Origin of the sequence: Paenibacillus sp. DMB20, from assembly GCF_000987955.1 — a bacterium.
GTDB lineage: Bacteria > Bacillota > Bacilli > Paenibacillales > Paenibacillaceae > Paenibacillus_AQ.
Window position 1 is genome coordinate 49,450 of the sequence record NZ_LAZU01000035.1, and the last position, 14,530, is coordinate 63,979.

At 50.1% G+C, this 14,530-nt stretch carries 12 protein-coding genes, 1 rRNA gene, 1 other RNA gene and 2 pseudogenes; all 16 read left to right on the top strand.

From position 1 onward, the window contains the following. The first annotated feature begins 348 nt into the window (after positions 1 to 348). Positions 349 to 906, top strand: coding sequence for a DNA-directed RNA polymerase subunit delta (gene rpoE, locus XI25_RS18985; protein ID WP_046679750.1), 558 nt, complete (start codon positions 349 to 351; stop codon positions 904 to 906). A 624-nt stretch (positions 907 to 1,530) separates the two neighbouring features. Further along, on the top strand, positions 1,531 to 3,132 hold the full coding sequence (locus tag XI25_RS18990; protein WP_046679751.1) for a CTP synthase: 1,602 nt from the start codon (positions 1,531 to 1,533) through the stop codon (positions 3,130 to 3,132). A 176-nt stretch (positions 3,133 to 3,308) separates the two neighbouring features. Continuing rightward, a complete protein-coding gene (locus XI25_RS18995; protein ID WP_046679752.1) occupies positions 3,309 to 3,692 on the top strand; it encodes a response regulator in 384 nt (127 codons plus the stop codon). Between the two features lie 167 nt (positions 3,693 to 3,859). Continuing rightward, positions 3,860 to 4,714, top strand: a complete 855-nt coding sequence (gene fba / locus XI25_RS19000; protein ID WP_046679753.1) for a class II fructose-1,6-bisphosphate aldolase — start codon at positions 3,860 to 3,862, stop codon at positions 4,712 to 4,714. 392 nt (positions 4,715 to 5,106) lie between these two features. Next, positions 5,107 to 6,366, top strand: coding sequence for a UDP-N-acetylglucosamine 1-carboxyvinyltransferase (locus tag XI25_RS19005; RefSeq protein ID WP_046679754.1), 1,260 nt, complete (start codon positions 5,107 to 5,109; stop codon positions 6,364 to 6,366). Between the two features lie 192 nt (positions 6,367 to 6,558). After that, positions 6,559 to 7,873 (top strand): annotated as a pseudogene (gene rho / locus XI25_RS19010) (transcription termination factor Rho). 40 nt (positions 7,874 to 7,913) lie between these two features. After that, a complete protein-coding gene (locus tag XI25_RS19015) occupies positions 7,914 to 9,191 on the top strand; it encodes a radical SAM protein (protein WP_046679755.1) in 1,278 nt (425 codons plus the stop codon). A gap of 231 nt (positions 9,192 to 9,422) precedes the next feature. Further along, positions 9,423 to 9,620, top strand: a complete 198-nt coding sequence (rpmE, locus tag XI25_RS19020; RefSeq protein ID WP_046679756.1) for a 50S ribosomal protein L31 — start codon at positions 9,423 to 9,425, stop codon at positions 9,618 to 9,620. Between the two features lie 191 nt (positions 9,621 to 9,811). After that, an RNA gene (ffs, locus tag XI25_RS32335) (signal recognition particle sRNA large type) lies at positions 9,812 to 10,078 on the top strand. A gap of 317 nt (positions 10,079 to 10,395) precedes the next feature. After that, positions 10,396 to 12,117 carry a DNA polymerase III subunit gamma/tau gene (dnaX, locus tag XI25_RS19025; protein ID WP_046679757.1) on the top strand — a complete coding sequence of 574 codons (1,722 nt, stop codon included), beginning with the start codon at positions 10,396 to 10,398 and terminating at the stop codon, positions 12,115 to 12,117. A 34-nt stretch (positions 12,118 to 12,151) separates the two neighbouring features. Continuing rightward, a pseudogene (locus XI25_RS19030) lies at positions 12,152 to 12,464 on the top strand (YbaB/EbfC family nucleoid-associated protein). Between the two features lie 27 nt (positions 12,465 to 12,491). Continuing rightward, on the top strand, positions 12,492 to 13,088 hold the full coding sequence (gene recR, locus XI25_RS19035; RefSeq protein ID WP_046679758.1) for a recombination mediator RecR: 597 nt from the start codon (positions 12,492 to 12,494) through the stop codon (positions 13,086 to 13,088). Between the two features lie 248 nt (positions 13,089 to 13,336). Next, entirely contained in the window at positions 13,337 to 13,624 is a 288-nt protein-coding gene (locus XI25_RS19040; protein ID WP_046679759.1) for a DUF2508 family protein, read from the top strand. Positions 13,625 to 13,678: 54 nt separating this feature from the next. Beyond that, complete coding sequence (locus XI25_RS36965) at positions 13,679 to 13,876, top strand: hypothetical protein (protein WP_046679760.1); 198 nt, start codon at positions 13,679 to 13,681, stop codon at positions 13,874 to 13,876. Beyond that, a complete protein-coding gene (locus tag XI25_RS36405; RefSeq protein WP_442950418.1) occupies positions 13,815 to 13,943 on the top strand; it encodes a pro-sigmaK processing inhibitor BofA family protein in 129 nt (42 codons plus the stop codon). The genes XI25_RS36965 and XI25_RS36405 overlap by 62 nt, the downstream gene beginning before the upstream one ends. A gap of 342 nt (positions 13,944 to 14,285) precedes the next feature. Then, positions 14,286 to 14,530, top strand: a 16S ribosomal RNA gene (locus tag XI25_RS19050); the annotation flags it as partial.

Below are 14,530 nucleotides of genomic sequence, written 5' to 3' on the forward strand. Positions count from 1 at the left end.
TTTTCCGGGAAATAGGCCCTGATGGTCGTGTCAAACATTTGCGGCCGACATAAAATAAACGGAGAGAGCACCGGTGTTCTCTCATCGATCCCGTGAGGAGTCAATCCTTGGGGTGGATACAGTCGGAAGGCGGGGATTTGCTCCCCGCCTTTTTCTTGTATAAGCCAAAGAAGAGCGGATATTTCCCGTGTTAGGCTTTCCCGCCCGCCAGCCTTTGGCGCCCGCTAGGAAGAACTGACCATAAAAACTTGATTTTTGAGTTCAAATAGGTTTTACTTAGTTTTGATAATGGATATGTTGAGATAAGACGGTGCAAAGTGAAGATTGCATGAGAGGAAGTGTGCGTTAGTGAGTAATCCGCTCAATTTGAAAATCGATCCGGAAAAGATCCAGGAAATCCCGATGGTGGACCTGGCTTTTATGGTTCTCAAAGCGGCCAATACGCCGTATTATTACCGTGACCTGATGAACGAGGTGGCTAAGCTTCGCGGTTTCACGGAAGAAGAAATTAACGAAACGATTGCCCAGTTGTATACTGAGATCAATATAGACGGTCGTTTTGCTTGTGTCGGCACGAATCTGTGGGGCCTGAAGCGTTGGTATCCGCTTGAGCGTTCCGACGATCCGGTTGCGAACGCGAAGCGTCCGCGGATCATTAACGATGAGGACGACGATCTTGAGGATGACTTCACCGAAGAAGAAGACAGCTACATCACGGACGACGGTGATGAAGATTACGACAGCGTTGATGAGGATCATGAAGATGATATGTTCGGCGACGATGACGAGGCGGACGAAGAGGTTGACGATGACGTTGTAATTGACGACGATGACCTCGATGATGAGGACGCCGAAGACGAGGATGAAGAAGTCATCGACGAGGACTTGGAAGACGAGGACAGATAATGTCTCAAGATGGATGTTTTCTCCATCCGTTTTCGCCCGCCAATCGGGTAAATTGAGCCTGCTTCTTCTCTTGACAAGGGGACGAGGCACAGAGTAAACTATTGCTTGGGCTTATGATTAAGGTTCAATATATGATTTTTAAAAGTGCCCCGTACTGCGGGTCACTTTTTTTTGTTTTTAAAATATGAGTAAAGTATAAGATTTCATTTATACAGGGCTTATATTTCTTGCAGAGACGCTTTCGTCCCTGAGTAGGATTAGGATTACGGAGTCGTTTCTGCTGCAAGATGTTTTGTTTCTTTTTTGAAACAGCATTATCCCGGAGTACGGGGGAATCCACGGTATGTACGGCCGTTTCGTTTATCGGCTGTATGCCGACGTGGAGTTTTCGCGGATCGCCGGGATCTTGTTATATGTCAATCGGCCGGCTCGCTTTTGAACTGAAGCGGGCACCGTTATTTTTATGAGGTAAGAAAGTATAAACTCCAGAGGTTTGCCATCCTTATCTCGCAAGAAAAATTTCCGCCAAAAGCGGTCTTTTGATGATGAATCAAAGGAAAAAAAGGTTACCATAAACATCATATGTCGCCTGATTTTTCGAAATTATTTAGGAGGTATTTTACTGTGACAAAGTATATTTTCGTAACGGGCGGGGTTGTGTCTTCCTTGGGTAAGGGGATTACTGCGGCCTCGCTCGGCAGACTGCTGAAGAACAGAGGGCTGAAGGTAACGATCCAAAAGTTCGATCCATACATTAACATAGACCCCGGAACGATGAGCCCTTACCAGCACGGTGAGGTATTTGTTACGGATGACGGCGCTGAGACGGATCTCGACCTTGGTCACTACGAGCGGTTTATTGATATCAATCTGTCGAAGAACAGCAATGTCACCACCGGTAAAGTTTATTCCTCCGTCATCAGCAAGGAGCGGCGCGGAGAATATCTTGGCGGTACCGTCCAAGTCATCCCGCACATTACGAATGAAATCAAGGAGCGCGTTTTCCGTGCAGGACGCGAAGCGGGCTCCGATGTGGTCATTACCGAAATCGGCGGCACCGTGGGTGATATCGAGAGCCTTCCTTTCCTGGAGGCCATTCGTCAAATCAAGAGTGAAGTGGGACGTGACAATGTCATGTACATTCACGTTACGCTTATTCCTTACATTAAAGCAGCCGGTGAGGTCAAAACGAAACCGACCCAGCATAGCGTAAAAGAACTCCGGAGCATCGGCATTCAGCCAAACGTTATCGTTTGCCGAACCGAGCATGAGCTCTCCACCGAGATGAAAGCGAAAATCGCCCTCTTCTGCGACATCGATCCGAATGCGGTCGTGGAATGCCGCGATGCTTCCACGCTGTACGAAGTTCCGCTTAACTTGCGCGAAGAAGGATTGGACGAGATCGTGGTCAACCATCTGAAGCTGGATACGCCGGAGCCCGACATGACCGAATGGGAAGCGCTGGTCAATCGTGTGTCGAAGCTGGAGAAAACAGTGGAAATCGCTATTGTCGGTAAATACGTTGCCTTGCACGATGCTTATCTCAGCGTGGTGGAATCCCTTTCCCATGCGGGATTTGATGCCAATGCGGATGTGAAAATCCGCTGGGTCAATGCCGAAGAGATCACCGAGAGCAATGTGGAGGAAGTCCTGAAAGGAATCGGAGGCATTCTGGTTCCGGGCGGATTCGGGGACCGCGGGATTGAAGGCAAGATTTCGGCAATTCGCTATGCCCGTGAACAGAATATTCCGTTCTTCGGCATTTGCCTGGGCATGCAAGTATCCGTCATCGAATTCGCACGCTCCATCGTGGGGCTGGAAGGCGCGAACAGCTCCGAGATTAATCCTTCGACCGAGTATCCGGTTATCGACCTCCTTCCGGAACAAAAGGACGTTGAGGATTTGGGCGGCACCATGCGCCTGGGCCTGTATCCGTGCAAGCTTGTGCCGGGGTCGCTGGCCATGTCCTGCTATAATGACGAGTTGGTTTATGAAAGACACCGTCACCGGTATGAATTCAACAACCAGTACCGCGAAGCCATTGAAAAAGCGGGGCTTCGCATCTCCGGCACCTCCCCGGACGGAAGACTGGTGGAAATCGTCGAACTTCCCGGACACCCGTGGTTCCTGGCGGTTCAATTCCATCCGGAATTTACCTCGCGTCCGAACCGCCCGCAGCCGCTGTTCCGCGAATTCGTGAAAGCTTCGCTTCAGCATCGGCAATAATATGCGGAAAGCCTCCTTTTGGGGAGGCTTTTTTTGTTTTTATTTGCACTTTATTCAATGTCAGGGAGGAATTCTAATTCGGCAGGCGAATACAAATAATGGTCGCTTAAGGGATAGTTGGGAAGTTTTGAATTATAGTTTACATATTCAACTCGAATAAATGGGGAGGTTGTTGCATGAATAAGCAAAAAGTGCTGATCGTCGATGATCAGAACGGAATCCGCATTCTATTGATGGAAGTATTCAGCAGCGAGGGATATGAGACGTTTCAAGCCGCTAACGGGAAAACCGCGTTGGATATCGTGAAAAAACACGAGCCTGACCTGGTGCTGCTTGACATGAAGATCCCCGGCATGGACGGTCTAGAGATCCTGAAGCATATCAAACAAATGAATCCGGATATCAAAGTCATTATGATGACGGCTTACGGCGAACTCGACATGATCAAGGAGGCTACCGATCTTGGCGCCCTGATGCATTTCACCAAGCCTTTTGACATTGATGAAATGAGGCTGGCCGTTAACATGCAACTCCAGGACAAAAGTAACATATGCGGTTAATTTTTGAATTCTGCTTGATTGCGGAATTCTTTTTTTTTGCAGGTGTGCGAAACGCCGCAGTTTTTTTGCGAATTGCTTGTTTAGTATTTATCTTGCGATGTGGTATAATACTATCGTATAAGAACGTCGGCTATATACTAGACATATCGACTATAGGAGGATGGACCATGCCATTAGTATCAATGAAGGACATGCTTAACAAGGCACTCGAAGGAAAATATGCGGTTGGTCAATACAACATCAACAACCTGGAATGGACTCATGCGATTCTCGAAGCGGCTCAAGAAGAGAAGTCGCCGGTCATTCTTGGCGTATCGGAAGGCGCAGCACGCTACATGGGCGGCTTCAATACGGTTGTTAAGATGGTGCAAGGCCTGATGGAAGACCTGAAGATCACCGTACCGGTTGCCATTCACCTCGATCACGGTTCAAGCGTTGAGAAATGTAAAGAAGCTATTGACGCTGGCTTTACTTCGGTCATGATCGACGATTCCCACAGCCCGATCGACACCAACATTGAAACGACTAAAGCCGTTGTTGAATATGCACATGCCAGAGGCGTTTCCGTAGAGGCTGAGGTTGGCATGGTTGGCGGTCAGGAAGATGACGTCATCGGCGACGTTATGTATGCGAAGCTGGACGACTGCATTCGCATCGTAAACGAGACAGGCATCGATACATTGGCCCCGGCTCTTGGTTCCGTACACGGACCTTACAAAGGCGAACCAAACCTTGGTTTCAAGGAAATGGAAGAGATCTGCAATGCGGTTAAGCTTCCGCTTGTTCTGCATGGCGGCACAGGTATCCCAACGCATGACATCAAGAAAGCCATCTCGCTCGGTACGTCCAAAATCAACGTGAACACCGAGAACCAAATCTCCTTCAGCAAGAAAGTCCGTGAAGTCCTTGCCGAAAAACCGGAAGCATATGATCCTCGTACATTCCTGAAACCAGGCCGTGAAGCGATCAAGCAAACCGTTATCGGTAAAATCCGTGAGTTTGGTTCCAACAACCAAGCCTAAGTCTTCGATAAGCATATCTTCCGAGCGCATTAATCTCGAAGATATCCTCAAGTATGATATAGGACAGCCCGTTCCCGGGCTGTCCACTTCCATAGTTTGGAATGGGAAGCGCACCGCTAAGCCGGTGTTTTTCCATTTCTTAAGACACCAGAAAATTTATGCAATGCAAGGCATCCCATCGAATTCGCAAGATTCTACTGCGTTTCATAGCGGTGTGTCATTTTTTGAGTGCGTTCCTTAAAAAGGAATGCGCAGATCAATATACGGATATTGTATTTGACGGTTATTTTTCCCTAGGGAGAGATAAGGCGTTTATCTTTTGCAATCAACCCAAAATACTGCCATCGTAACCATTTTCGGCTGCAAAGTGATGTAGGGGGACCCTTTAGCTTATGGAAAAATTGATGATCAGCGGTGGACGCCCACTGCAGGGCACCGTAACAATCAGCGGTGCCAAGAACAGCGCGATCGCCCTAATACCTGCCGCAATTTTGGCGGAAAGCGAAGTTGTATTGGATAACTTGCCGCTCCTGAGCGATGTGGCTGTATACGCTGAAATACTGGAAGAGCTGGGCGGGAAAGTCTCATGGGAAGGCAATCAAATGAAGATCGATCCTTCCGAAATCAAGTCCATACCGATGCCGAACGGGCCTGTTAAGAAGCTGCGGGCTTCTTATTACATGATGGGTGCTATGTTAGGGCGGTTTAAGGAAGCCGTAATCGGCCTGCCGGGCGGCTGTAATTTCGAACCTCGTCCCATTGACCAGCACATCAAGGGATTCGAAGCGCTGGGGGCGACCGTCACCAATGAACACGGGGCCATCCATCTGCATGCCAAAGAGCTGCGCGGCGCAAAAATCTACCTTGATGTCAGCAGTGTAGGGGCGACGATAAACATTATGCTTGCGGCTGCCAAAGCCAAAGGCTCCACAATTATTGAAAATGCGGCGAAAGAGCCTGAAATCATAGATGTTGCTACATTGTTAAACTCCATGGGAGCGGTTATTAAAGGCGCCGGCACGGAGACGATCCGGATCGAAGGCGTTACAAGCATGCGCGGCTGCCGCCATTCCATTATTCCGGACCGGATTCAAGCCGGGACGTATATGATTGCCGCTGCTGCAACGCGCGGTAATGTTGTTATCGATAACGTGATCCCTAAGCATATGGAAGCACTTACGGCCAAGCTGATTGAAATGGGCGTCGGCATTGAAGAGCTGGATGAAAGCATCCGCGTCATCGGCAGGGACCGATATGAGCATGTTGATGTAAAGGCGCTGGTGTATCCGGGTTTTGCAACAGACCTTCAGTCGCCGATGACCAGTCTGTTGACGCAGGCCGAAGGCGTGAGCGTGCTTAGCGATTTTGTATACAGCAACCGGTTCAAGCATGTGCCCGAGCTTATTCGAATGGGGGCTAAAATCCGTGTCGAGGGCCGTTCCGCCATCGTGGAAGGCAGTCAATTGAATGCCGCAAAGGTTAAGGCGACGGATTTGCGCGCGGGTGCGGCATTGGTGATTGCCGGCCTTACGGTGCCGGAAGGCGTTACGGAAGTGAGCGGAGTCGAATTTATCGATCGCGGATATGATCACTTGGTAACCAACCTGCGCATGCTTGGTGCCGATGTATGGCGGGAGACGGAAGAGGACTAACGGGAATCCAGTTACAGGGGGCAGACGGGGGATCAGAGACTTTTTTTTGGAACATCGGACCTTAAAACAGTTCTTCGTCTGCATATCTCCCTTTGAAATGGGTAATCCTATCCTAGTGGTGGAATCATAGACTTATAGACTTATCGGCTGAACGGCCTTACCAAGAACAAAAATTGAATAGGTGGTTATTGAATGGATTTACAAATTTCCGATTTGGAAGGCATGAAGCTGACAGACTTGTACAAACTGGCAAAGAAATATCAAATTCCGTACTACGGCCAGTTAAAGAAAAAAAGAACTGATTTTTGCGATTCTCCGGGCACAGGCGGAACAAAGCGGCCTGATGTTTATGGAGGGCGTGCTTGAAGTTTTGCAGGAGGGATACGGCTTTTTAAGGCCGATAAACTACCTTCCAAGCTCTGAGGACATCTACATTTCCGCGTCCCAGATCCGCAAATTCGACTTGAGAACGGGAGATTTGGTTTCAGGCAAGTGCAGACCCCCAAAAGAGAACGAGCGTTACTTTGGTCTGCTTCAGGTAAATGCCGTTAATGGCGAGAATCCGGCCATCGCAGCGGAGCGCCTGCATTTTCCGGCCCTAACTCCTCTTTTTCCGCAAGAAAAGCTCGTTTTGGAAACATCCCCCAACCAGTTGTCCACTCGGATTATGGATTTGCTTGCTCCCGTAGGCTTGGGGCAGCGCGGTTTGATCGTAGCTCCGCCTAAAGCGGGTAAGACACTCCTCCTTAAAGAAATTGCCAACAGCATTTCAACCAATCATCCCGAAATCGAACTGTTTGTTCTGCTTATCGACGAACGTCCCGAAGAAGTGACCGACATGCAGCGCTCAGTAAAAGGCGAGGTGGTCGCATCTACCTTCGACGAGCTGCCGGAGAATCACATCAAGGTGGCGGAGCTTGTTTTGGAGCGGGCCCTTCGGTTGGTGGAACACAAGAAGGATGTTGTGATTTTGCTCGACAGCATTACGCGGCTGACCCGTGCCTATAACCTGGTCATTCCCCCATCGGGCAGAACGCTCAGCGGCGGTATCGACCCGGCTGCGTTCCATCGCCCTAAGCGTTTTTTCGGATCGGCGCGGAACGTGGAGGAAGGCGGAAGCCTGACGATATTGGCATCGGCCTTGGTCGATACCGGATCAAGAATGGACGACATTATTTATGAAGAATTTAAAGGAACGGGAAATATGGAGCTTCACCTCGACCGCAAATTCGCGGAGCGGCGAATTTTCCCGGCGATCGATATTCGGCGGTCCGGCACTCGGCGTGAGGAAATGCTGCTGAGCAAGGAAGAGCTGGATATCATTTGGGCGATCCGTAAAAGCATGAATGATTCTGCCGACTTTGTGGAAGGCTTCCTCAAAAAGATGCGTGACACCAAGACCAACGCGGAATTTCTGGCTACGTTCGATGTGAGCGGCAGTGCACCAAGTCAGCCGACAGCAAGACGAACATCCCGTCCTTCGGCCACATCCGCTCCGCAAAGCTGATCACGAGCCTGAAGAAACAACTGTAGAATAGGAGAACGACATGTATTTGGTTTATGCAGATGAGCAAGGAAACGTATATGATCATGACGAGTTGTACGGACTGGCCCGAAGCGGCGACATGATTGTCGAGATCTTGGAGGACGAATTGATTCCGCTGCCGGAAGGAGCCACCCTGGTCGGGCTTCCCAACACGCGGGCCATCGGCATGGATCCCGATACCGGCGAAATGTCCGCTTTGCCCGGCAACAAAACCGCTGTAGGCGCCCTTTTGCCGCAGGGATATACCCGCCTTTGCATTCCCGGCTACGTAAAGACCGATAAGGAGTACAAACTTCCGCTCTTTGGTTATTCCGCCGTTGTGTGGAAGGATGGAGCGTTTTATACGGCTGCCCGATTATCGGATGATCCGGAGAAGTGGAATCCGCTGAACTGCGATCTGAAGGAGCTGGAGCTGGGTGTAAAGAAGTTAACCGAAAAATACCCGGAAAATCGGCTTTATCAGCATTTATCCAACTGTGCGCTCGGGTATGAATGCCTGACGGCGTCGAATACGTTCCTGAACCGTTGGGAAGGCGCCGTGCCGGTCTCCTATTCCTGCAATGCGGGCTGCTTCGGTTGTATTTCGGATCAGCCGGACGACAGCGGATTTGTGGCTCCGCAGACGCGGATGAATTTCCGTCCACGTACCGACGAGCTCGTTCAGATCATGCTGGAGCATTTGAGAACACCGGAATCGATTATCAGCTTCGGCCAGGGTTGTGAGGGGGAACCTTCCACTCAGGCTAAAATTATTATCGAAGCCATGCGCGAGGTCCGGTCGATCACCGATATGGGTTATATCAATATCAATACCAACGCGGGCTTGACGGACCATATCCGCGGGATTGTGGATGCCGGGCTTGATCTGATGCGTGTCAGCACGATCAGCGCGCTTGATGATCATTACAATGCATACTATAAACCGCGTGCTTATACCCTCCGGAACGTGGAGAAATCGTTGAAGTATGCAACGGACCAAGGCGTATATACGTCCATCAACTATTTGATCTTCCCCGGAGTCACCGACCGTGAGGAAGAGGTTGAAGCGATGATCGAGTTTGCCCGCCGTACGGGCCTGCGCCTGATTCAGCTGCGCAACCTGAACATTGATCCGGAAAGCTATTTGGAACTTATTCCCCCGGCCCGCGGCGAGATTCTCGGCATGAAGCAGGCAATCGAGATTTTCCAGGCAGAGCTGCCGGACGTGGTTATCGGCTCCTATACGCATGTGCCCCCAGTGGGCATGGCTCGGCCCAAGAAGAAGCCTTCCATGATGTAGCGGGCTTTGCCAAAAACCATATCCTGAACCGTTGGGAAGATGTGATAATCTTGGGTACCGGGGTTCAGGAGTAGGGGCTATTCCGGGCTTTGTTGATTAAAAAGTTGGGCGTCCCTTGTTGTTTCCTCATAGGCTATTGCACAATTAAAATGCCCGTGATATACTTTTTTTTATGTGTCCATATAACTCTGAGTCCGCATGAGGCTCAGGGCGGAAAGAGGTGAAAGTCTAATGAAACAAGATATTCAACCGAAATATCATGTTACCACGGTTACTTGCGCGTGCGGTAACACGTTCGAAACGGGTTCCGTAAAACCTGAACTTCGCGTGGAGATCTGCTCCAACTGCCATCCATTCTTTACAGGTAAACAGAAATTCCTGGATGCTGGCGGCCGTGTCGATAGATTTAAGAAGAAATACGGTATCTAATAAACAAGCCCTTCGCTTCGTGCGGAGGGTTTTCGTTTTTCTGGGTTCCGTCTTTCGAGCCAGTGATTGGTTTTGTCGAAACGACGGAGCCGGTGAGAAACCGCGCTATTTGCAAGTCGAGGTCGGTAAGGAGCAAGCCAACTTCTTCCGTCGGTTGCAATTTCGACAAGCATGAGATATACTTAATTTCACCGTGCTAGACGGGGAGGTAGCGGTGCCCTGTAACTCGCAATCCGCTGTAGCGAGGTTGAATTCCTGTTAGAGGTATTGCCGATGTGAGGCTGGTCCCTGCGCTCGACGTTGACGGCTGGGTCCTCCGCAATGAGCACCTGTGAACCTGGTCAGGTCCGGAAGGAAGCAGCCATAAGCAGGACCGCTTTTGTGCCGGAGGGTAGCCTAGCCCGAGTTGCTGCTCAGGATTGCCGCTCGGATCGCAATTATCAATAACAGGTGCACGGTATACATATACGGAAGCACAAGCATTTCTGTCATTTGACAGGAGTGCTTTTTTAAATATTTTGAAAGTATCCGTTTTCACGGTACTTTTCTTATATTTCCGTGACAGGGGCGTCTCCACTTTTTGAGCAGGGCCTAGGCGCTTTTGCTTGTGCCGGGTGTATGAATTTCCGGTGTAAACGTTTTGCCGGAGCGGAGAAATTAGTATAGAATGTAGTATAGTAAGATAAACATATATTGATGCTTAACATGCGATTAAGAGGCTGGTTTATAGCGGCATAAAGCCGATGAAGCGGAAGTTGAAAGAGGGTAAAGCAGAGTGGAACATATAGCGTTATATCGTGCCTGGAGACCCCAGTCGTTCGGCGACATGGTAGGTCAGCAGCATATTATCCAGACCCTGCAGAACGCGATCCGTGAACAGCGGGTCTCCCATGCCTACCTGTTCAGCGGTCCGCGGGGCACGGGTAAGACCAGTGCCGCCAAAATCCTGGCCAAAGCCGTGAACTGTGAAAACGGCCCGGCGGAGGAACCGTGCAATGAGTGCGAGGCTTGCCGGCGCATTACATCGGGAGCCGTTATGGACGTTCAGGAGATTGACGCGGCTTCCAATCGGGGCGTCGAGGAAATCAGGGATCTGCGCGAGAAGGTAAAGTATGCGCCTACGGAAGTCCGGCGCAAGGTTTATATCATCGACGAAGTACACATGCTGACGACGGAGGCGTTTAACGCCTTGCTGAAGACGCTGGAAGAGCCGCCGGAGCATGTCATGTTTATATTGGCCACGACGGAGCCGCATAAATTGCCGGCGACCATTATATCGCGCTGCCAGCGTTTTGATTTTCGCCGGGTATCCCTGGAAGAACAGAGCAATCGGCTTGCGCGCATCTGCTCGGAAGAAGGAATTACGGCAGACCCGGAAGCGCTGCAGTATATCGCCCGCCTATCGGACGGGGGCATGCGCGATGCCCTTAGCATCCTGGACCAGATTGCTTCATTTACCGGCGGTAAGGTGTCCTACCAGCAGGTAATGGATATGACCGGCGGTATTGCTTCAGAGCAGTTTGGGCGGCTGGCCGCCGCAGTCAAACAGGGCGATGCCGGCCTTGTGCTGCAAATCGTGGAACAATTTATGCAGGAGGGTAAAAGCGCCGACAAATGCATGGAAAACCTGCTGTACTATTTCAGGGATCTGTTGATGATCAAAATGGTGCCGCAAGCGGACAAACTGACCGACCGGGTATTGAATCCGGCTGAATTCAAGGAAATGGCCGATGCGTTTTCCAGGGAAGAGCTTTTTTCCATGATCGATTCGTTGAATAGGTACCAAAGCGAGATGAAATATGCTTCCCAACCGCAGACGCTGTTTGAGGTGGCCTTGCTCAAGCTGTGCGGTATATCCGATGGTCATGGATCATCCGGCGCCAGAGGCGGATCCGCCCAGGATACCGGAGAGATCGAACGGTTGAAGGGGCAAGTCGCTTCTTTGGAGAAAAAGCTTGACCAAATTCTGAAAAAAGGAGTTCCGGCCGGGGAAGGACGCGAATCCTCCAAACCCGCTGCCCGGACCCCTGCTCCCAGGGTATCCTCAGCCGCCAAAATTCCGCAGCACATGGATCAGTATGTTTCCTCCAGAACGGGTGAGCCGTTTACGGCTGTTCAGCGCCAATGGAGCCAGATACTCCAAAGCGTGAAAGAGGAGAAGGTCACGGTTCATGCCTGGTTCATGGACGGTGAGCCTGTTTCCGTATGGGAAGATAACATATTGGTTGCTTTCAAAAACAATATTCACCGCGAAACGACCGAGAAGCCTGCCAATAAACAGGTGATCGAAGGGGTATTTGAATCCCGCTTGGGCAAGCCGTATCGGCTTGTAACGATGATGCTCCGCGATTGGAACGATGCCATCGAGGGGGCGGGAAAGCCGCCTGCGGAGGAGCTGAAACTGGAGCATGAGGAAGCGGAGTCCGGCGGTGAAAAACCATGGATTGATGAGGCGATCCAATTATTTGGTGAAGACCTTGTTGTCATAAAAGATTAAGCAGTGCGATTTCATTTAAAGGAGAGAGACATTCATGAATAATATGAACCAAATGATGAAACAAGTGAAAAAAAATGCAGGAGCAAATGCTCAAAGCGCAGGAGGAGCTTGCGAACAAAACCGTTGAAGGCACATCCGGCGGCGGTGTTGTCACCGTTACGGTGAGCGGCCACAAGCAGGTGCAGTCCATCACGATCAAACCTGAAGCGGTTGATCCGGATGATGTCGAAATGCTGCAGGACCTGGTATTGACCGCGGTTAACGACGCACTGACCAAAGCCGAGGAACTGGCTAATGCCGACATGGGTAAATTCACGGGCGGCATGAAAATCCCAGGCTTGTTCTAATTTAGAGGCAGAAGGAGTAGTTTGCATTTGTACTATCCCGAACCGATCGCGAAGCTGATCGACGCATTTACGAGACTGCCGGGCGTGGGGCCGAAAACGGCCGCCCGCCTGGCTTTTCATGTCCTGAACATGAAGGAGGATGACGTAATCGATTTCGCCAAGGCGCTGGTCAGCGTCAAACGGAATCTTCACTACTGCTCCGTCTGCTGCAATATTACCGATACCGATCCTTGCCGTATTTGCCAGGATAAAACCAGGGATTCCTCCGTGATCTGTGTTGTCCAGGACGCGAAGGATCTTGTGGCGATGGAGCGGACCAAGGAATTCGACGGATATTATCACGTGCTTCACGGGGCGATATCGCCGATGGAAGGAATCGGCCCTGACGAAATAAGGCTAAAGGAACTGTTGACCCGGCTCAGCGATGAACGGGTAAAAGAGTTGATTTTGGCGACCAATCCGAACATTGAAGGAGAAGCCACGGCGATGTATATTTCGAGGCTCGTCCGCCCCTTCGAAATTAAAGTGACGAGAATCGCCCACGGGCTTCCGGTTGGCGGAGATTTGGAGTATGCGGATGAAGTTACGCTGTCCAAGGCCCTGGAGGGACGAAGAGAGCTTTAATTGGTTTGAGATTGTATTCGCTGTACAAGGAGAGCCCGAAAGGGCTCTTTTTTGCGTTTGTTAGAAAGCCGGGGGAGTTCTCGAGGGAATCCCCAAATTTATACTTGGTTTTTTTGCGAAAGAGCTTTCGTCTCCTAAGAAAGAGGATGAATCGTTTCTGCCTTCGGTTCTAAGTTTGTCCCCATCTTCATATGGATCTACAGGCGGACCTAAAAACCGCAGGATGTCATAATAGGAGGCGGACAAACATGATGTGGTGGAGCAAATCGGGAAAAAACCGGCAGGAGCAGGTGTTGTCGGCGGAAGAAGAAGAGCAAATGTGGACAACATATATGGACGTGCGAAAATCTCAGCTGGAGTGGGAGCGGGCACATTTGATGTTTCAGGAAGCAACGGGACAAGATCAGATTGATTATGCGATTTATATGCTGGAAGCTGCCGAGCGCAAATACCAAATGAATTTGAAGCAGGCCAAGCTGTTAAAGTTGAATGGATCGCATATGTACAGTCAGGAGCTGAAACGTGAAAATGGTTGACGTGGAGATGGCCGCCTCAGTTCGGAAAGATTTTTTTAATCGGGGGGATGAAAAATGAAAATGCTTGTAGCCGGAATCCTTGTGGTTTCGCTGCTTCTGCTTCTGGCTGTGGTGATTAAAAAGAAGATGGGCGATCGGATGGCTGACGGCATTCGGATCCCATCTGGCCCTTTCGGCGCTTGCCATATACATTTTAAATTTCTCCGGTCTGGTGCCGGCGGCATACATTCCGTTGAATCCGATGACGATTAGTACCGTCATGGTGCTTGGCGTCCCGGGAGTCGCTTTGCTGTTGGGGTTAAAATTAACCTTAATTTAGGAGTTGACGGACGCAACTTATCTATGGTACATTAATGTTCGCCTCTTTGATAGGCAGTTTAGAAAGAGTAGGTTAAGAGATAGCCGATTAAAATAAATCAAAAAAAAGTTCTTGACCGAAAGCAAGTTAGTGTGATATATTATAAAAGTCGCCGCTGAGATGTGGCGATGACGAAAAAAAAGCATTGATCTTTGAAAACTGAACAACGAGTGAGTTAAACCGATCTTGCGTTAAGCAAGGTCATAAATGAGAATTTTTAATTCTCGTCAGTTTTTCTAATGAGCAAGTCAAACTTCGGAAGGAACACCTCATCACCTTCGGGTATGAGCCTCCTTCCGATCCTTATTGGAGAGTTTGATCCTGGCTCAGGACGAACGCTGGCGGCGTGCCTAATACATGCAAGTCGAGCGGAGCTGATGAGGTGCTTGCACCTCAGATGCTTAGCGGCGGACGGGTGAGTAACACGTAGGCAACCTGCCCTCAAGACTGGGATAACTACCGGAAACGGTAGCTAATACCGGATAATTTATTTCGCCGCATGGCGGAATAATGAAAGACGGAGCAATCTGTCACTTGAGGATGGGCCT